At 59.9% G+C, this 18,084-nt stretch carries 17 protein-coding genes and 2 pseudogenes; 13 read left to right on the top strand and 6 right to left on the bottom strand.

The features are described from left to right. Window positions 1-167: 167 nt before the first annotated feature. Complete coding sequence (locus OMP38_RS02845) at window positions 168-899, bottom strand: helix-turn-helix domain-containing protein (protein WP_277563788.1); 732 nt, start codon at window positions 897-899, stop codon at window positions 168-170. Between the two features lie 195 nt (window positions 900-1,094). Between OMP38_RS02845 and OMP38_RS02840 the strand changes: the two genes are divergently transcribed. Continuing rightward, complete coding sequence (locus OMP38_RS02840) at window positions 1,095-3,344, top strand: FAD-dependent oxidoreductase (RefSeq protein WP_277563787.1); 2,250 nt, start codon at window positions 1,095-1,097, stop codon at window positions 3,342-3,344. 141 nt (window positions 3,345-3,485) lie between these two features. Here the strand turns inward: OMP38_RS02840 and OMP38_RS35475 are convergent. Continuing rightward, window positions 3,486-3,584 (bottom strand): annotated as a pseudogene (locus OMP38_RS35475) (ABC transporter ATP-binding protein); the annotation flags it as partial. A 119-nt stretch (window positions 3,585-3,703) separates the two neighbouring features. On the opposite strand from OMP38_RS35475, the gene OMP38_RS02835 reads away from it, so the two are divergent. The 5 genes from OMP38_RS02835 to OMP38_RS02815 all read left to right on the top strand — a co-directional run bounded on the left by OMP38_RS02835 (window position 3,704) and on the right by OMP38_RS02815 (window position 7,100). Beyond that, a complete protein-coding gene (locus OMP38_RS02835) occupies window positions 3,704-4,282 on the top strand; it encodes a creatininase family protein (protein WP_277563786.1) in 579 nt (192 codons plus the stop codon). Beyond that, on the top strand, window positions 4,167-4,454 hold the full coding sequence (locus OMP38_RS02830; protein WP_338130466.1) for a creatininase family protein: 288 nt from the start codon (window positions 4,167-4,169) through the stop codon (window positions 4,452-4,454). The genes OMP38_RS02835 and OMP38_RS02830 overlap by 116 nt, the downstream gene beginning before the upstream one ends. Then, window positions 4,451-4,576: a hypothetical protein gene (locus OMP38_RS02825; RefSeq protein WP_277563784.1), complete on the top strand. Its 126-nt coding sequence runs from the start codon at window positions 4,451-4,453 to the stop codon at window positions 4,574-4,576. Before OMP38_RS02830 ends, OMP38_RS02825 begins: the two co-directional genes overlap by 4 nt. Next, entirely contained in the window at window positions 4,545-5,333 is a 789-nt protein-coding gene (locus OMP38_RS02820; protein WP_338130465.1) for a GNAT family N-acetyltransferase, read from the top strand. Before OMP38_RS02825 ends, OMP38_RS02820 begins: the two co-directional genes overlap by 32 nt. A gap of 114 nt (window positions 5,334-5,447) precedes the next feature. Continuing rightward, entirely contained in the window at window positions 5,448-7,100 is a 1,653-nt protein-coding gene (locus OMP38_RS02815) for an S-layer homology domain-containing protein (protein ID WP_277563783.1), read from the top strand. A gap of 29 nt (window positions 7,101-7,129) precedes the next feature. On the opposite strand, the gene OMP38_RS02810 is transcribed toward OMP38_RS02815, so the two are convergent. Together OMP38_RS02810 and OMP38_RS02805 are read right to left on the bottom strand one after the other, a co-directional pair. After that, window positions 7,130-7,762, bottom strand: a complete 633-nt coding sequence (locus OMP38_RS02810) for a GntR family transcriptional regulator (protein ID WP_277563782.1) — start codon at window positions 7,760-7,762, stop codon at window positions 7,130-7,132. Next, on the bottom strand, window positions 7,746-8,561 hold the full coding sequence (locus OMP38_RS02805) for a sugar phosphate isomerase/epimerase family protein (RefSeq protein ID WP_277563781.1): 816 nt from the start codon (window positions 8,559-8,561) through the stop codon (window positions 7,746-7,748). The genes OMP38_RS02810 and OMP38_RS02805 overlap by 17 nt, the downstream gene beginning before the upstream one ends. Window positions 8,562-8,750: 189 nt before the next feature. Between OMP38_RS02805 and OMP38_RS02800 the strand changes: the two genes are divergently transcribed. The 4 genes and pseudogenes from OMP38_RS02800 to OMP38_RS02785 form a co-directional block, all read left to right on the top strand. Continuing rightward, a complete protein-coding gene (locus tag OMP38_RS02800) occupies window positions 8,751-9,605 on the top strand; it encodes a phosphogluconate dehydrogenase C-terminal domain-containing protein (protein ID WP_277563780.1) in 855 nt (284 codons plus the stop codon). 12 nt (window positions 9,606-9,617) lie between these two features. Then, entirely contained in the window at window positions 9,618-10,688 is a 1,071-nt protein-coding gene (locus OMP38_RS02795; RefSeq protein ID WP_277563779.1) for a Gfo/Idh/MocA family protein, read from the top strand. After that, window positions 10,685-11,446, top strand: a complete 762-nt coding sequence (locus tag OMP38_RS02790) for an amidohydrolase family protein (RefSeq protein ID WP_277563778.1) — start codon at window positions 10,685-10,687, stop codon at window positions 11,444-11,446. Before OMP38_RS02795 ends, OMP38_RS02790 begins: the two co-directional genes overlap by 4 nt. Before the next feature lie 51 nt (window positions 11,447-11,497). Further along, a pseudogene (locus OMP38_RS02785) lies at window positions 11,498-12,724 on the top strand (glycoside hydrolase family 140 protein); the annotation flags it as partial. 69 nt (window positions 12,725-12,793) lie between these two features. On the opposite strand, the gene OMP38_RS02780 reads toward OMP38_RS02785, so the two are convergent. Beyond that, complete coding sequence (locus OMP38_RS02780) at window positions 12,794-13,747, bottom strand: TRM11 family SAM-dependent methyltransferase (RefSeq protein WP_277563777.1); 954 nt, start codon at window positions 13,745-13,747, stop codon at window positions 12,794-12,796. Window positions 13,748-13,966: 219 nt separating this feature from the next. On the opposite strand from OMP38_RS02780, the gene OMP38_RS02775 reads away from it, so the two are divergent. From OMP38_RS02775 to OMP38_RS02765, 3 genes are all read left to right on the top strand, one after another. Next, window positions 13,967-14,650 carry a GNAT family N-acetyltransferase gene (locus tag OMP38_RS02775; protein ID WP_277563776.1) on the top strand — a complete coding sequence of 228 codons (684 nt, stop codon included), beginning with the start codon at window positions 13,967-13,969 and terminating at the stop codon, window positions 14,648-14,650. Beyond that, entirely contained in the window at window positions 14,647-14,898 is a 252-nt protein-coding gene (locus OMP38_RS02770) for a hypothetical protein (RefSeq protein WP_277563775.1), read from the top strand. Before OMP38_RS02775 ends, OMP38_RS02770 begins: the two co-directional genes overlap by 4 nt. Window positions 14,899-15,200: 302 nt before the next feature. Then, window positions 15,201-17,477, top strand: a complete 2,277-nt coding sequence (locus OMP38_RS02765) for a fibronectin type III domain-containing protein (protein WP_277563774.1) — start codon at window positions 15,201-15,203, stop codon at window positions 17,475-17,477. Here the strand turns inward: OMP38_RS02765 and OMP38_RS02760 are convergent. Next, window positions 17,423-17,860 (bottom strand): hypothetical protein, encoded by a 438-nt coding sequence (locus tag OMP38_RS02760; protein WP_277563773.1) that lies wholly within the window; start codon window positions 17,858-17,860, stop codon window positions 17,423-17,425. The genes OMP38_RS02765 and OMP38_RS02760 overlap by 55 nt on opposite strands. Between the last annotated feature and the right edge of the window lie 224 nt (window positions 17,861-18,084).

The raw sequence follows: 18,084 nt of genomic DNA, 5'->3' as shown, positions 1-18,084 counted from the left end.
CCGTGCGGCGGCACGCTTTCCTGGATGGTGCACAATGATTGGGCATGGAAGGGCTGCACGTACCTGGCTATGATGCATTTGGTTTTGATTATGCACATTTAATGCAAGGCTAGTGCATTAATTGTGCATGAGGCATCGGACTAGCCGCCCGGCGTCGCCGCCTCGGCTTACACGCGATGCAGCCTCCGATGGGCAGACGGCGTCATCCCGAGCTTGGCGCTGAATACGCGGCTTAAGTAAAAGCCGTTTTCGTAGCCGCACTGCTGTGCGATCCAGTCGAGCGGCTGCGTCGTCTCCTCCAGCAGCCGGCAGGCCCGTCCGAGCCGGAGTCCGGTCACGAACTCGGTCGGCGTTGTCCGGTATGCCGCGCGGAAGCGCCGGGTCAGCTGCACCGGGCTGATGCCGAGCGCATCCGAGAGCTTGCGCATCGCGAGCGGCTCATACGCATGCTCGAGCAGCCATTTGCGCGCTTCGACCATATCGGAACCGGGCGCGTCCGCCGCCGAACGCGCGGCCGATTCGTCGCGGCTGCGCTCGATCTCCATCAAGATCCACAAATCCTCGATCATATGCTTCATTCGGCCTAGCGCGGGCTCCTGCCGAATGGCGCCTCCGATCTCCTTCATGTACCGGTAGGTCGACATGAGGCGCTCCGCGTCATGTACCATCCACTTTCCGCCAAGCGCCGCCGATTCATCCGAATCCGGCGCAAGCGCCCAATCGAATTTGATGAAATGGAACGTCAGCGGCGACAGCGCGCGGCGATGAAAGACGATGCCGGGCGGACATACGACGATGTCGCCGAATCCGGCCTCGCCTGCATGCGCGCCGATCCGATATTCGAACCGCCCGCGCTCGACCGCGAACATCGTCCATGCCGCATCCGTGTCATGCGCCAACTGAAACTGCTTTTTTTTTGATCCAATACATGTAGGCCACCGGGCGCGACGACCAATCGTTCCTCATGCGCGGACTCTCCCGTCATTTTTGAAATATCGGATATGGTTATCGTAATAGGATGTATGTTAATTGGCAAGTGGGAGAATTAAAATGAAACAGAGGATAAACGAACGATTCGGAGGTTTGGGAGGCATATGCGGAACGAAACCGTAAAAACCGATATCGCCGTTATCGGAGGCGGACTCGCGGGCGTAAACGCGGCCATCGCGGCGGCGCGGCTCGGAAGAACCGTCGCGCTCGTCAACAACCGTCCGGTACTCGGCGGGAATTCCAGCAGCGAGGTGCGCGTCTGGGTGTGCGGGGCGACCGCGCACGGGACCCAGCGCTACGCGAGAGAGACCGGCATCATGGGCGAACTGTTCGTAGAAAATCAATTCCGCAATAAGGACGGCAACCCGTACTTCTGGGATATGGTCGTACTGGAGGCGGTACGCGCGGAGCCGAACATTCAGCTGTACCTGAATACGGACGTGCATGAGGTCGAAGCGGACGGAGAAGCGCATGATCGGACGATCCGCGCGGCGATCGGCTGGATGATGGGCTCGGAGCGCCGGATCCGCTTCGAGAGCGCGGTGTATCTCGACTGCACCGGCGACGGACTGGTCGGTTTCCTGGCGGGGGCGAAGTACCGGCTGGGACGCGAAGCCCGCGCGGAATTCGGCGAAGAATGGGCGCCCGAAGCCGCCGACGAGATCATGCTAGGCAGTACGCTGCTCTTTTATACGAAGGACGCCGGACATCCGGTCAAGTATACGCCGCCGCGGATGGCCATCGACGTGACGAAGACGACGATCCCGGAGCGGCGCATCATTCGGAGCGGGGACAACGGCTGCGCGTACTGGTGGATCGAATGGGGCGGCGAGCACGACGCCGTCCACGACAACGAGCGGATACGCGACGAGCTGTGGTCGGTCATCTACGGCATCTGGGATTATATTAAAAATTCCGGGAAGTTCGACGCGGACAACATGACGCTGGAGTGGGTCGGATCGCTGCCCGGCAAGCGCGAATACCGCCGCTTCGTCGGCGACTACGTGCTGAACCAGAACGACATCCTCGCGCAGCGGGAATTCGACGACCGCGTCGCGTTCGGCGGCTGGTCGATAGACCTGCATCCGCCGCAGGGCGTGTATGCGACCGAGTCGGGCTCGAAGCATTTGTTCCCGGACGGCATCTACCACGTCCCGTTCCGTTCGCTCTATTCGGTTAACGTGAGCAACATGCTGATGGCCGGCCGCGACATCAGCGCGTCGCACGTCGCGTTCGGCACGACGCGCGTCATGGCGACGTGCGCCGTCATCGGCGAAGCGGCCGGCACCGGTGCGGCGCTGTGCGCGGCAAAGGGCATCTCGCCGCGCGAGCTTCACGGCAGCCATCTGCGCGAGCTCCAGCAGACGCTGCTGCGCCAGGACGCATCGATCATCGGGCTGCGCAGCGACGACGAGACCGACCTGGCCCGCGGGGCTCGCGTCTTTGCCTCTAGCGAGCGCAGCCGCTTCGGCATCGAACAGCCGGCTTACGCCATCCCGCTCCATGCGGATATCGGCATCACCGTGCCGGTCGATCCGGCGCTGGACGGCATCGAGCTGCTCGTGGACGCCGACGCGCAGACGACGCTCGTCGTCGAGCTATGGGACACCGGACGCCCGGAAAATTACGTGCCCCATGCCAAGCTCGCGGAAGCGTCGGTCGCCTTGTCAGCCGGCAGCCTGCAGTGGGCGAAGCTCGGTTTGAGCTGGACGCCGGTGACGGCGTGCAACGCGTTTCTCGTCGTCAAGGCGAACGAAGCGCTCGCGCTGCATATATCGGATCGGCCGAGCTCGGGCGTGCTCGCTTATCGGAGGAGCGAGCAAACGGGCACCTCGCGGCCGAACGAAGAACATCAGCCGGGGCAGCCGCTAGTCGAGTGGAGGAAGCACGAATTCGATCATGCCGCGCCATGCATCCGCCTGACGGCTCCGACCGAAGCCTTCGCCGCGGACAAGGCGATCGACGGTTACCTTCGCCCGTACGGCGGGCCGCACCTGTGGTCGTCCGAACGGATGACGGCCGCGCGCCTGGAATGGCTGGAGCTTACATGGAGCGAGCCGGTGCCGATCCGCGAGCTTCATCTCGTTTTCAACGACGACGTCAACGACGACTTGATCAATTTGCATCACCATATTACGCCGTACGAGACGATGCCGACGCTCGTCAAGGACTACCGCGTCGAGGCGAGAGAAGGCGGCGCTTGGGCGACGATTGCGGAGGGACGGGGCAATTACAAGCGCAAAAACGTCCTTCGCCTCGATGCTCCGATACAGACGGACCGGTTGCGCATCGTCGTCGAAATGACCAATGGCAGCGAATATGCGGAGATCGTCGAAGTTCGGGTATACGCCTGAGCGGCCCCTGTAGTCGGTAATGTCGTTTTACGAAACAAATACGATAAGACGCAAAGAAGCGATTCCGCTTCGCCTAGTGAAGAGGAATCGCGTCTTTGCCGTTTTCTGCGGCCTGCAGCAACCCCTTATTGCTTGTTCTGTCAAAATGCCCACGTCGCCGCTACCCAGCCGGGTCATGTTCAAGATCGATTTGATGGTCGTCGTTTTCCGTGCGCCATTGGCGCCGATAAAACCCCGCAATGCGCGCCGTCAAACGTTAGATCCGAATGCTTGTATAAAAATGTCCTATAATAAACAAAGAATGGTCCATTGGATGCCTTGAAGACGCCTACCATAATGAGATCAAAGGAGGCGTATGGATGCTGACCGTTTATCATGCGAAAAAAGATTTCGAAGCTTCGGATTGCCGGGTCGCCGTTCTTCCCGTCGGCGCGACCGAGCAGCATGGCAGCCACCTGCCGGTCGGAACGGACACGATTTTCGCCGAACGCTATGCGAGGGAATTGGCGGCGGCGCTGGACGCCTATTTGCTGCCAGCCGTCGCGATCTCCTCGTCCATCGAGCATCGGAAGGGCAAAGGAACGGTCTATCTGAAGTCGGACACGCTCGCGCTGATGCTCCGGGACATCGCCGAGTCGCTGCGGTTTTCGGGCTTCAGCAAGCTGATCATCGCGAACTTCCACGGCGGCAACTGGATCATCAAGCCGACGGTTCGGAATTTGAACCGGGAGCTTCGGGATTTTCAGGCGATTCTGCTTTATGCCGGCGAAGTGGCCAGACCGAGATACCACGAGATTTTTAACCATGTCCAAAACGACGTGCATGCGGGGGGAGATGGAAACGTCGCTCATGCTTCACCTTCACCCGGAATATGTCGGGGACATCAAGCGAGAGCAGGATCCATCATTCGTGCCCCAGGCTTTCATGGATTACTTTGATGTCGGCGATATTACGCCCGACGGGTACTGGGGATTTCCGGAAGACGCGACCGCGGAGAAAGGGAGCAAGGTGCTGGAGCTCATGCTGCGGGAGGGGATCAAATACCTCGCAGATGTGGATCGGATCACGCAGCAGGTCAGGGCGAAGGCCGCTCGCGAGGCCGGACAATGAACCGGCTGCGAATTCGGGCGCTTTCCGAACGCGACATTCCCTTCGCGATGAACCTCAAAAATATCGCAGGTTGGAACCAGACGGAGCGGGATTGGCAGGACTATCTCTTTTTTCGATCGTGAAGGCTGTTTTCTGGCCGAATTCGACGGTCAAGCCGCTGCGACCATGACGACGATCCGCTATGGCGACCGCTTCGGCTGGATCGGCATGGTATTGGTGCATCCCGAGTTCCGGGGGAGAGGCATCGCGACGCAGCTGCTGCAGCTGGGCATTCGGCATCTGCGCGACCAAGGCGTGCGCTGCGTCAAGCTGGATGCCACGGCGATGGGAAAAAAGGTTTATGTCCCGCTCGGATTCGCGGAGGAGTACGACGTTCGCAGATATGAGCTGGAGGCATCGCCGTCCATGCGCGAGTCGATAGGCGAGGATGCGGCTGGATATCGGGGCGAGGTCCGGACGTTAACGGAAGCGGATCTGGAAGAGATCGCTGTCTACGATGCGGCGATATTCGGCGCGGATCGAAGGGCCGTCCTTGAGCGATTGCGGGCGCGGGAGCCTAAGTATGCGTTCGTAACGCGGGACGATCGCGGAATAACAGGGTATTTGATGGCCCATCAGGGATACGAGGCGGTGCAGATCGGTCCGTGGGCGGCATCCGACGATCGTGCCGCGGAGTCGCTGCTTGCGGTCTTGCTGGCCGAAGTCGGAACCGGGCGCATCTATTTCGATCTGCCTTGTCCGAACGTACAAGGTATTCAAATGGCGGAAAAAGCCGGGTTCCGAATCCAGCGCACGTTTTGCCGGATGTATCTCGGGGTCAACGCGAATCCGGGCACGCCGCATCTCGTCTACGGCACGTCCGGCGCGGAAAAAGGCTGAGGGTGCCGCGTGTCCTACGTCGGCGCTTGCCATTATTTGAGGATAGGTATCCGATCTCCGATTGATTACGATAGAGTGCGAGAGTCTATCAACGATCGGAGAGCGTGATACCTGATGCTGTTTAAACTGGCAACCGCATCCCGCAAGGCGGTTGCGTCGGCGGCGCTCGCCGGAATGCTGGCGGGATGGATGAGCGAGCCCTGGTTAACGCCGGCGGCTGCTGCCGCTTCCGTCTCCGCCTCGGGCGCGCTTCCTTTTGACGACGTGCGCGACAACTTCGCCGCCCAAGCGATATCGAACATGGCGGCCCTACATATCGTGACCGGAACGGGAGAGCGTCGGTTCGAGCCCGACAAGCCGGTCACCCGCGCTGAATTCATGACGATGCTGGACAGGCTGCTGCGCATCGAGCCCGTCGAGAGCGCGATTTCTTCCTTTTCGGACGTTCCGAAGACGGCGTGGTTTTACCGATGGGTGCAGCCCGCTGTCCAAATCGGATTGGCAAAGGGGAAGTCCGATACCTCGTTTGAGCCGAACCGCCCGGTGACGCGCGAGGAAGCGGCGGCGCTGATCGCTCGCGCCTTGAAGCAGCCGCTCTCCGCCGGCGCGGCGCCATCCGCGCCGGTCTACCGGGATCAGGCGCGTATCCAGGCTTGGTCGCTGCCCGCGGTATACCGTCTGCGGCAGCTCGGCCTCATGGGCGGAGACGACGACGGCAGCTTCCGGCCGGCATCCCCGATGACGAGACAGGAAGCTGCCGCGCTGCTCGATCGGATCTGGTCGTATCCGGGCTGGGCGGCGGAGATTCAAGCCGCGCCGGACAACCCGATTCAACTCGGCTGGCAATACGGGCAGTCGACCGCGCAGTACGAAAAGGAGGTTCAAGCCTCCGGCATCAATACGTTGTCGCCGCGCTCCTTTTTCCTCGACAAGAACGGGACGATCGCGGACGATACGGACGCCGCGCTCGTCGCTTGGGCGCACGGCAATGGCAAGCAGGTGTGGACGATGGTCGGCAATCGCTCCGACCAAGCCGCCACGCATGCGATGCTGTCCGACGCCGGACGGCGAAGCGCGTTCGCTTTACAGCTAGCCGGCTTGGTCCGGCAGTACGGTCTCGACGGGCTCAACATCGACTTCGAGAACATGGCGCCAGGCGACCGTCAGTCGTTTACCGCCTTCATCTCCGAATTGAACGACGAGCTCGACGACCTTCACGCCGTCTTGTCGGTCAACGTGTCTCCCGACTTCGGCACGGATTGGACGGACGTATTCGACTATGCGGCGCTGGGGAAGGAAGCCGATTATATCGTGCTGATGGGCTACGACGAGCATTGGGGAGGCGGCGATCCGGGCTCGGTGTCCTCGCTGCCTTGGCTTCGCGCAGGCTTGACGACGCTGCTTAAGCAGGTGTCCGCCGCCCGGGTCGTCCTGGCGCTGCCGCTGTATAACCGGGACTGGAGGAGCGAAGCCGGCATGACCGTCTCCGAGGAAATCAGCCTGCTGCAGCAGAATGCGCGGGTGACGGGGATGCGCGCCAAGGCGAGTTGGGAGGAGACGATGGGCCAGTACTACGCATATTACGGGAAGGGCGCGTCTATTCATCGCATCTGGCTGGAGGACGGACGTTCGCTGTCGTTAAAGGTCGGACTCGGCCAATCGTTCGGCGTAGCCGGATACGGCTTCTGGTATATGGGCGGAGAGAGCCTGGACGTCTGGACGAGCATGGCGAACGCCAGGCGGTTTGCCTCGTATGTTTTCGATTGAGCGGGTGTATGATCATCGACGATCGCGCCCTAGTGGATCAGGATTCGTTTGCCGTATTCCAGATGTTCGGTCACGGCGGCCGCGGCTTCGTCGGGCCGGCCTGCGACGATCAGCTCGAAGATGCGGACGTGATCCTCGTACGAAAAGCGGATGCGCGTCGTATCCTTGCGCAGGACGCGGATGGCGATCCGGTACAGCTTGTCCTGGAGGTTTTCCATCGCTTGAATGATCTCGACGTTTTCGTGGCACTTCGCGAGCTGCAGATGAAAGGCCGAATCGGCCGTCGTGAAGCCGGCATTGTCGTTTTGGTCCGTGCATTCCTTCTGCCGCGCCAGATTGTCCCTGAACCAGGCCAGCTCCTCCTCCCGCCAGGCGCGCGCCGACAGCTTGCGGACGACATGCGTCTCCAGCGCGACGCGGATGTCGTAGAAGTCGACGGCGCGCTGGATGGAAAAGTCGGCGACGAACAGCCCCTTGTTCGGGGTATAGCGGACCAGTCCGTCGCTCTCGAGCCGCTCGAGCGCCGAGCGGATCGGCGTCCGGCTCATCGAGAGCCGCTCTTCGAGCATGCGCTCGGTCATATAGTCGCCGGGCTCGAATTCATTGCCGAGGATCAGCCTTTTCAGCTCGGCGTAGGCCTTTTCTTTAAGCGTCGTTTTCATTTTTCCATTCTCCTCGCACGAAGGGTATGCTGGCTTCGAACCATTCCCGTTCCAGCTCGATCGTCCGCTCGACGCTTCCCGCGAACGGCGTCCATAGTTCAAGGATCCAATTCGGCGTCCGACCGCTCTTCCGCAACGCCTCGCGCAGCAGGGGCCAATTCAGTCGGCCCTGTCCGGCAGGCGTGCCGAGCACCGAGAAGCCCATCTGATGATCGACTCGTTTAATCTCGAAGTCTTTGATATGCAAGTTTACCGTATAATGCGCCAGCGCCCGGATGACCGTATCCGGGCCTTCGAGCGCGCCGAAGGAATTGACGGTATCGAGGCAGCATCCGAGGGAAGGCGAGTCGAAATGCTCGAAGAGCGCGACCAGTCGGTCCGTCGTATGCAGCCCGTGGTTTTCGATCGCGAGGACGATCCCCTTCGATTCATAATCGGACAGCGAAGCCTCGAGATCCCGGTAGGCCGAGCGAATATCCGGCTCGGTAATCAACGTGCGTACGATCGGGGAGCCGATCTGAACCGCGAGCTCCGCATACAGCGCCAACGATTCGGGCGCGGTGCCCCGAAGGCCGGCCTCAAGCCCGATGTCCCACTCGCGCGCGAGCCGGACGAGCTCGCCCAGCTCGGATTCGGACAGCGCGTGCAGCGGCAGATTGTCGGCGTACTGTACGACGCCGGCGCCTACATCCTTGGCCGCGGCCAGCAAATCCCGAGCCGCGAGCGGACGATTCGGCGGTTCATAACCCGGCACGCCGATCGCCCAAGTGAGCGAATAACTCCCGATTCCCCAGCTCATATGCTAGCCCCCCCGGTTTTGAAATCCATTTCCTGCCCTTTTGAAGTGTAACATGCCCGCTCTGACCCTACAATACTTTCGGTATTTTTTTTGGTATACCAATTGTATTCAAGAATGAGGCGTGTTAATCTTAGCTTGATAACGACGCGGAACGTAGGCAAACGATTCGCGATCCGGGAGGGGTATCACGTGACCAAGGTCGTCGCACTGATCGGCGCCGGCGGCAAGATGGGCTGCCGCATCGCCGATAATTTGAAGGAATCGCACTATGACATGAGGTATGTAGAGACGGGCGAGCGGGGCGCCGCGCAGCTGGCGCAGCGGGGACTCGCGCCGACACGTCAGGAGGATGCCGTACCCGAAGCGGATATCGTCGTCATGGCCGTGCCGGACGTCCGCATCGGGGCTGTATCGGCGAACATCGTCCCGCTCATGAAAAGCGGGGCGATGATGATCCTGCTGGACCCTGCCGCGGCTTATTTGAAGCAGCTGCCGGAGCGGGACGATATCGTCTACTTCGTATCTCATCCGTGCCACCCGCCGGTATTCAACGACGAGACGTCGCCGGAAGCGCGGCGCGATTACTTCGGCGGCATCAAGGCGAAGCAGGCGATCGTCTGCGCGCTCGTGCAAGGAGACGAATCGCGGTACGCGGTCGGGGAGGAGACGGCCAAGGCGATGTTCGCGCCGGTCTTCCGATCGCACCGGATCACGCTCGAGCAGATGGCGATCCTCGAGCCGACGATGGCGGAGACGGTGAGCTCGATGCTGGCGACGCTCATGCGGGAGGCGATGGACGAGGCAGTGAACCGCGGCGTGCCCTACGAAGCGGCGCGGGACTTCATGCTCGGCCACGTCAACATTCAGCTTGCCATCGTGTTCGGCGAGGCGGGCAACCCGTTCTCCGACGCCTGCAAGATCGCGATCGAGTACGGCAAGCGGTTCATGATCCAGCCGGATTGGCGCCGCCTGTTCGAGCCCTCCTCCGTCTATGAGCAGATCGACGTCATGCTCCATCCCGAGAAGCTGAATTCGGCGGGTTAGGAGAGTCGGAACATGAGCAAATGGAAGATCGGCCTCGTCGGCACGGGCTGGTGGTCGGAAAAGCATCTCGGCGCCTGGCAGCGGATCGAAGGCGTGCAGATACAAGCGCTTTGCGATCGGGATCCGGAAAGGCTGGCGGCGAAGGCCGGGCGATACGGCGTGCGCGAAGCGGATCGCTACGGCGATCTCGCGTCCATGCTGGCGAATGCGGACATCGATATCGTCGATATCGTGACCGGCCCCGACACGCATGTCGAACTGGTGCGTCAGGCGGCCGCCGCGGGCAAGCATATCCTCTGCCAGAAGCCGTTCGCGCGCAACGAGGAGGAAGCCCGGGAAATGGTCGAGCTGGCGCGCGCGGCGGGCGTACGGCTCATGGTCACGGAAAACTGGCGCTGGCTCTCTCGCTTCCGGACGATCAAAAGGCTGCTGGACGAGGGACGATGCGGCAAGCTTCATGCCATTCGTTACATTCATTCGGACTATTACACGCCTCGGATGCGGCCGGACGCATTGTTGCCGCAGCCCTTTTTCCGCGAGATGCCTCGCCTGCTGTTCTACGAGATGGGCGCGCACTGGTACGACACTTGGCGCTTTCTCTTCGGGACGCCGTCCAGGCTCTATGCCGAGACGGCGTCGGTCAGCCCGTACGTCCGCGGAGAGGACGCGGGCATCGTCGCGCTCGGCTACGACGACGGCCGATACGGCTATATGGACATGAGCTGGGCGACGAGGCAGAAGCTCGACGCGCCGCTCGGCGAAGACGTCGGGCCGGTTCATCTGGAACAGATGATCGTGGACGGAGAAGACGGGTCGATCAAGCTGTACGCGGACGGCGCGATCGGGCTCGTGCGGCGGGACGGAGGCGGCGAATCGACCGTGCTGGAGGCGCATCCGTTGGACCACGAGGAGAGCCATGTCCGGCTTCAATCGCATTTTATCCAATGCTTGGCTGACGGACTTCCGTTCGAGACGAGCGGCGAAGACAATCTGACGACGCTGCGCATGATCTTCGGCACGTACGAGAGCGCGGCCGGTCATGTCCCTGTTTACTTCAATCGAGAGGAGCGAGAAGCGACATGACGATCATCGACGTGCATGCCCACCTCGGCGAGGACTGCGTATTCGACGAGACGTTCACGGAGGAGGAGCTGCTGGACAAGCACCGGGCGCACGGGATCGGCCTGTCCATCGTTCAGCCGGCTTCCTGTCACGACATTGAGAATGTGCGGGCGCAGCACGACGCCGTCTATGCGCTCGCGGGCCGGTATCCCGGACAATTCCTCGGCATGGCCAATCCGAATCCGCATCTGAAGGATGAGACGTACGCGGAGGAGATTCGGCGATGCATCGAGGAGCTCGGCTTCGTCGGCATCAAGCTGCACACGTCGGCGCATGCGGTCCATCCGAACAGCCGCGACGGGCGCAAGGTGTTCGAACAGGGCCGCAAATGGGGCGTCCCCGTCATGGTGCATACGGGCGCGGGCATTCCGTTCGCCAATCCGGCCAATCTGATGGCGGCCGCGGAGCGGTTCCCCGACGTGAACATCGTCATGGCCCACTGCGGCATGATGATCATGGCGGGCGAGACGGCGCTCGCCATGGAGCGTCACGACAATCTGTACGCGGACATCACTTGGACGGCGGGCTTCCAGATCCGGCGCTGGGCGGAAGCGTTCGGCGCGCGCCGGTTCCTGTTCGGGTCGGATCACGCGGACAATGCCGGCGCCGAGATCGGCAAGCTGCGTACGTGCGGGCTGTCGGCGGAGGATCAGGAATGGATTTTCGGTAAAAGCGCGGAGGCGCTGTATCGCATTCAACCCGGGAGGGAAGACGCATGAGTCTGACGATCGACCCGTCGAATTCTTATTTTCTGAAGGACGGGAAAAAGTTTTTTTTACCTGGCGGATACCGTTTGGAGCGTATTTTCCAACGCCACGATGGAGGAATGGGAGACGTACCTGGACTTCCGCGCGGGCCAAGGCTTTAACGCGGTCCAGATCTCCGTCTTGCCGATCATCCACGACCGGAGCGAATCGGTCCTCGGTTTGTATCCGTTTCATGTGCGGGAGGACGGGAGCTGGGACTTCTCCCGTATCGACGAGCCGTTCTTCGAGCGGGCCGCCAAGATGACGGAGCTGGCGCGCGCCAAGGGATTCCTCCCCGTGCTCGTCGTCCTGTGGGGCGACTATGCGCCTGGCAACTGGATGAGCCGGATCACGGAAAACCGGTATGTCATGCCGCGCGAGTCGGTCGCGCCGTACGTTGGGCAGGTGTCCCGCACGTTCGGCCCGTACGAGCCGATGTACTTCATCAGCGGCGATACGAACTTCGAGACGGATGAGGCCGACGACTATTATGCCGAAGCGCTGCATGCCCTTAAACGGCTGGAGCCGAACGCGCTCATGGCGATGCATTGCGGCGGCAGCGTCGTCAACCTGACGGAGCGGCTCGAGCAGGATCCGGCGCTCGATTTTTACGCTTATCAATCCAGCCACAGCATCGACGGCCAGCACGAGACGTACGACATGGCGCTGAAGCTGAACGCCAAGCCGGTCAAGCGGCCCGTCATGAACGTGGAGCCTTGCTACGAAGGTCACGGCTACGGCGGCAAGTACGGGCGGTACGACGCGTTCATGATTCGCAGGGCGTTCTGGACGAGCGTGCTCTCGGGCGCCGCGACGGGCTTCGGCTACGGCGCGCACGGCGTCTGGTCCTGGCATCGGCGAGGTCAAGCTTTCAACAACGAAGGCTATTCGATGACGCCGTACGATTGGCGCACGTCGCTCCGGTTCGAAGGCGCGCGGGACGCCGCGTTCGGCAAGTGGCTGTTCGAGCGCTATGACTTGTTCGGCTGGCAACCAACGCAGGAGCTGCTCGCGGTCGACGAGCCCGAGATCCGCGTCGCCGCTTCGGCGGATCGCGCGGGCGTCGCGATTTATGCGCCCTACGCCAGAAGCTTGCCGCTTCGCATCGGCTCGGATCGTTACACCTGGGAGGCGTTCGATTTGCGCGAGCGATACCCGCTCGTGCCGAGCGTGCGAGTGGTAGGCGCGGAGACGCTGCTGGCGCTGCCCGAAGCGAACGCGGACGTGCTGTATATCGGAAAGCGAGCCTGATCGCTTCGCCATCGTATCTGTCTATCCATCCCCGACGAGATCCGCTTGCTTAACGGCATGCGGATTTTTTCAATGACATAGCATCACGTATCGGCGAAAGGTTCCCTTTTTGACGAGGCCGCGATCCGCAATGGCGAACCCCGCCACCGCAAGCATATCGTCGATCGGTTCGATGGAGACGACCGCTACGCGGCCTGCGATCCGGCGGGCGTGCCGGAGGATGGACAGCTGCTCCTCGGAAGTGATTTTGGAAACGTGATTGTACGGCAAATCCACGATGGCCGCATCGTAACATTCGCCCGCCTCCGCGATCGGGCCGAGGACAACCTCGCCTTGCAATCCGAAAAACGCGAGGTTTTCGCGCGCGCCGACCGCGAGCTGCGGATTGATCTCGCGGCCGACGATGTCGATGCCCATGGAGAGCGCCTCTACGAGGACGGTCCCGATGCCGCAGCAGGGATCGATGGCCTTAACGCCTTCGGGGCGCGGAACCGCGATATTGGCGAGCGCTCTTGCGAGTCTCGCGGGGAGCGCCATCGAGTAATTGCGGGGTTTGTTCATATGGGCCAGCCATACGGAACGGTTTTTCGCATAAGGGCCGAAGTACCAGCGTCCGCCCAGCGTCGCGATGCCGAATACTAGATCGGGATGGCGCATATCGGCTTTGCCTTTTATCCGCATGCCGACCTGCCGCTCGATTTCCCGGTGCTCCTCGTACGTCATTTTTTCGGCAGCCGTCAGATCGTTCGTCTTCACGAACAGCACCTTAAACGACGAATGAAGCGCAGGCATATTCGCCGCTTGAACCGAGACATCATCGACGCTGTCGCCCTCGTACAATACTTCAATGCGTTCCCGGATAAACGGACTTCGGCTGGGGTCGATGGCGGCGCTGCTTTTAAAAACCGGCCATTCCGGCTCGATGCCGAACAAGGCGCGCAGCTCCAGTCGGCACAGCGAACGCTCGTCTTCATGCGCCGCGCAAGTGTAAACGTATTGGATGGAATGCGGAGAAAGTGTCAAAGCCTAACCGCCTTTGGATGAAGTTCATGTCGCTTATTATACACGGAAGCAGGATACGGGAGGCGTTGGATGGAATAAGATGGAGACGCCGAAAAACAAAGGAGGATGACTTTGGAGCCGAACGACAGAAGCCTCCTCGCCCGATTCATGGCGCTCACGGAAGCGGAGCAGTTTCAAATCACGTCCGCGCTATCGCTGCATTTCGGGGAACCGATCGCGGTGACCGAAGCCGATTTATCGAAGAGAAATCATGACGATGTCGAGATCATTAAAAACGTAATAAGCGGCTGGATCTTGACGAAAAACAATCGACCGGATATTGCAGAAGCGCACGAAAGGCTTAAAGATACGAAGCTGCCGCATATCGTATCGTTCGGTCGCCTCGACGACGGTCATGAACCGTTTAGTGTAGGGCTGGTGCGAGCGGATATTCAGGATGCATGCCTCATTCATGAAATGCAGATCAGAGCGTTCAAGCCTTTGCTGCTAAAATACGAGGACTTCGATACGAATCCGGCCAACGAAACGGTCGAGCGAATCGTCGAACGGCTTCAACAACCTTTCACCGAATACTACCTCATCGTTCTTTCCACTCTGACTGTGGGGGCCATTCGAATCGTTAAAAAGCCAAATAATATCTACCGGGTGAGTCCGATCTTCCTCTTGCCCGAGCACCAAGGCCGGGGGATCGCGCAAATCGTATTCGAATTGATCGAGCGACAATACGCGGATGCAGCGAAGTGGGAGCTGGCTACCATCCGGCAGGAGGCGGGCCTTTGCTACCTTTACGAAAAACTGAGCTACAGGAGAACCGAGGGAAGCAAGATTATTAACGACAAGATGACGATCGTTTTTTATGAGAAGCGGATGGATAAAGCGGTTGATCAAGGGGATATCCAATGATCGATAACCAGACGGCAATTTGGTTTCTTATCGGACTATTTGGCTTCATTATCGCGGCAGCAGCTTTGTTAATCGGACATGTGAAAGTCGTGAGCTGGGTTTCGGACGATTGCGAGAAAAGAGGAAAAAGCGAAACGAATCAATATCTCTCGATTGCAGGCGTCTTTTGCTTTCCGCTTATTGGAATAGGTTTTTATTTGCTTCTTCGGTGGATCGTGCATCATTCACAACGGCATCTTAAGAGTTAGTCCGTGAGGAACGAGACTGCTTTCGCAACACGATTTAGATTGGAGCCGATCAATTTGTCATTCATCATGACCAAACAGGAAAACGCGATTAGCAAAGCGTATATTTGAAATAAAAGGATTGAATTTAGTCCGCAAGCCATCCGGCAAGCGGGATTATTTCTTTTTGCAAGCGATTACAAAACTATACAGTCAGGAAAATCGCGAAAGGCATTAATGTTCAAAATATATCGTTTCGCGGGGACGGCCCTGCGTGGAACAATGGTGGCGCACTACCATTCGAACCGCAGAGGAGGATTCAAGTAATGAGCATGAGCAAGAGCGCAGCGTCAAGAAGCTTGGTATGGCTGTTGGTCGCGGTATTGTTTGTCGGCATGGGCACGATCTCGTTCGTTCAGCGTTCGCACGCGGCGACGAACTACTACGTCAGTCCGTCGGGGAGCGATACGACCGGCACGGGGACGGCGGCGAGCCCTTGGAAGACCATCGCCTACGCGGCGGCGCATGTGCCGGCCGGCGCTGGCAACACGATCGTGCTGTCGGCGGGAACGTTTACGGAGACGCAGCCGATCCAACTGCCGGTTGGCGTCAACGTCACGGGAGCCGGCGTCTCGCAGACGACGGTATCCGCCGGTTCGCTTCCGGCCGCCAGCGGACGCACCGAGCTGTTCCTGCTGATCTCGTCGTCGCACGCGAACGGCAATCAGACGCTGAGCGGGTTCAAGATCGACGGACAATCCAAGGCGCTTGAAGCGGGCATCCACGTTGAAGGTCGCGATAACGTCATTATCCACGACGTGAACGTACAGAACACCAAGCATACGGCGATGCGGATCATCGCCAGCTGGAGCCCGACGGACACGGTGCCGCCGTCCTTCTATTTGACGGGCATCCAAGTTTACAATTGCGTGCTGACGAATGTGGCTCAGGATCTGGCCAACTGGACGTCCGGCGCCATCCTGATCGGCGGCGTGGACGGCGCGCTCCTTCATCACAATACGATCAACGAAACTGCCGGCTACGGCATCAAGTTCGAGAGCAATGGCTGGTTCAAGGGGCTGAAGGTATACGACAACACGATCAATACGAACAGCTACGATACGAAATGGGGAGCGGACGCGTCTCTCGAATTTTGGAACATTTACGACGGCAGCGAGATTTACAACAATACGCTCAACAACTGGGTGTCGCTGGTCAACCGGTTCGCGGGTACGGGGACGACGTTGACCTTCCGCGACAACACCGTGATCAACACGCGCGACGATACGCCGGTGGCGGGCATCGAGCTGGCGGCGGGCAACGCCAAGGTGTACAACAACTACCTCGAGCAGTTCCGGTGGGGCGTCGGCATGTGGCAGGAGAAGTACGTCAGCAACAACGAGATTTACAACAACGTCTTTTATAACCGCGTGCTGCCGGCCGACGCCTACAATTCCGGCATCTTTTTCGAAAATCTTAACGTCGGCTACGCCTATGACAACAACAAAATCTACAACAACTACTTCAACAAATTCGAGCAGGCCGTCTGGTACAAGATCGTCGGCAATTCGCCCATCACGAACACGAAGTTCCAGAACAATATCGTCGAAGACATGTCCTACGCGCTCATTCTGACGGCGTCGGACACGAATTATTTGTCCAATACGACGATGACCTACAATGTGCTGAACAACGTGCCGGCCGTATTGCGTCCGTTCGGCGCGGCGCCGTCCAACCTGGTGACGACGAACAATTTGACGGGAAATCCGGGGCTGAACAAGTCCGGGGCGAAGCCCGATCCGTACTTCCGTCCTTCGTCGTCGTCGAGCTTGGTCGTCAACGCCGGTACGAATGTCGGACTGCCTTACAGCGGCGCCGCGCCCGATATCGGCCGGTACGAATGGACCGGGACCGGCGGCGGCACGGATACGACGGCGCCGACCGCGCCGACCGGACTCGCTTCGCCGTCCAAGACGGACACGACGGTCAGCCTGACCTGGACGGCATCGACGGACAATGTCGGCGTGGCCGGCTATGACGTCTATCGCGGCACGACGAAGGTCAATTCGTCCCTGATCACGGGCACGAGCTACACGGTGACCGGTCTCGCCGCGTCTACCGCGTACTCGTTCACGGTCAAGGCGAAGGATGCGGCCGGCAACGAATCGGCGGCAAGCACAGCACTGTCCGTCACGACCAACGCTTCCTCCTCGGCCGGCGCAACCTACGAGGCGGAAGCGACGGCGAATACGCTGACCGGCGGCGCCTGGAGGGCGACCTGCTCGACGTGCTCGGGCGGCTATTCGGTGAACAACATCGGCAACAACGACGGCACGCTCCAGTTCAACGGCGTGGCTGCGTCTTCGTCGGGCAGCTATACGGCCAGAGTGTATTACAAAAACGGAGACGCCTCGGCAAGAACGGGGCTGATGAGCGTAAACGGCGGCACGGCGGTCACCGTGACCTTCGCGCCGACGGGCAGCTGGACGACGGTCGGCTACGTCGACGTGACGGTGAGCCTGAACGCGGGCAGCAACACGATCAAGTTCTACCATAACGCAGGATCGTACGCGCCGGACTTCGACAAGCTGACGCGGCTGTAGGATGAATTAGCGATACATGCACAGGCGTGAAAGGGGGCCGCGAGGCCTCCTTTTTTGCTTTTCCTCAATCGGAACAAACCGAGCCTCGCCACAGCTGGCATGTGCGGAAAAGTCTCAACCAGAAACAAATCAAACTTCGCCGCAGCTGGCATGTGCGGAAAAGTCTCAACCAGAAACAAATCAAACTTCGCCGCAGTTGGCATGTGCGGAAAAGTCTCAACCAGAAACAAACCGAGCCTCGCCGCAGCTGGCATGTGCGGAAAAGTCTCAACCAGAAACAAATCAAACTTCGCCGCAGTTGGCATGTGCGAAAAAGTCTCAACCAGAAACAAATCAAACTTCGCCGCAGCTGGCATGTGCGGAAAAGTCTCAACCAGAAACAAGTAGAGACTCCCCGCAGTTGGGCTGCCTAAGGAAGTCCCAATTAGGATCCAATCAAAACGCCTTCCGCGAGAGCGATCGTCGACTCCTCCGCCATTCTCCCGTCCAAGCGTGCCCACCTTCATTTTTGGTAGTCATGTGCAAGATGGATAGTCGGCAATAACCGACTGGGGCATTGACGTTCACTCCGTACAGTAGACCCTGCCTTCGCCTCGAAGCATACTGA

The sequence above is a fragment of the Cohnella ginsengisoli genome (assembly GCF_029525555.1).
Taxonomy (GTDB): Bacteria; Bacillota; Bacilli; order Paenibacillales; family Paenibacillaceae; genus Cohnella; species Cohnella ginsengisoli.
The sequence above is the reverse complement of the archived record's forward strand: the minus strand, read 5'-3'. Positions and strand labels throughout refer to the sequence as shown.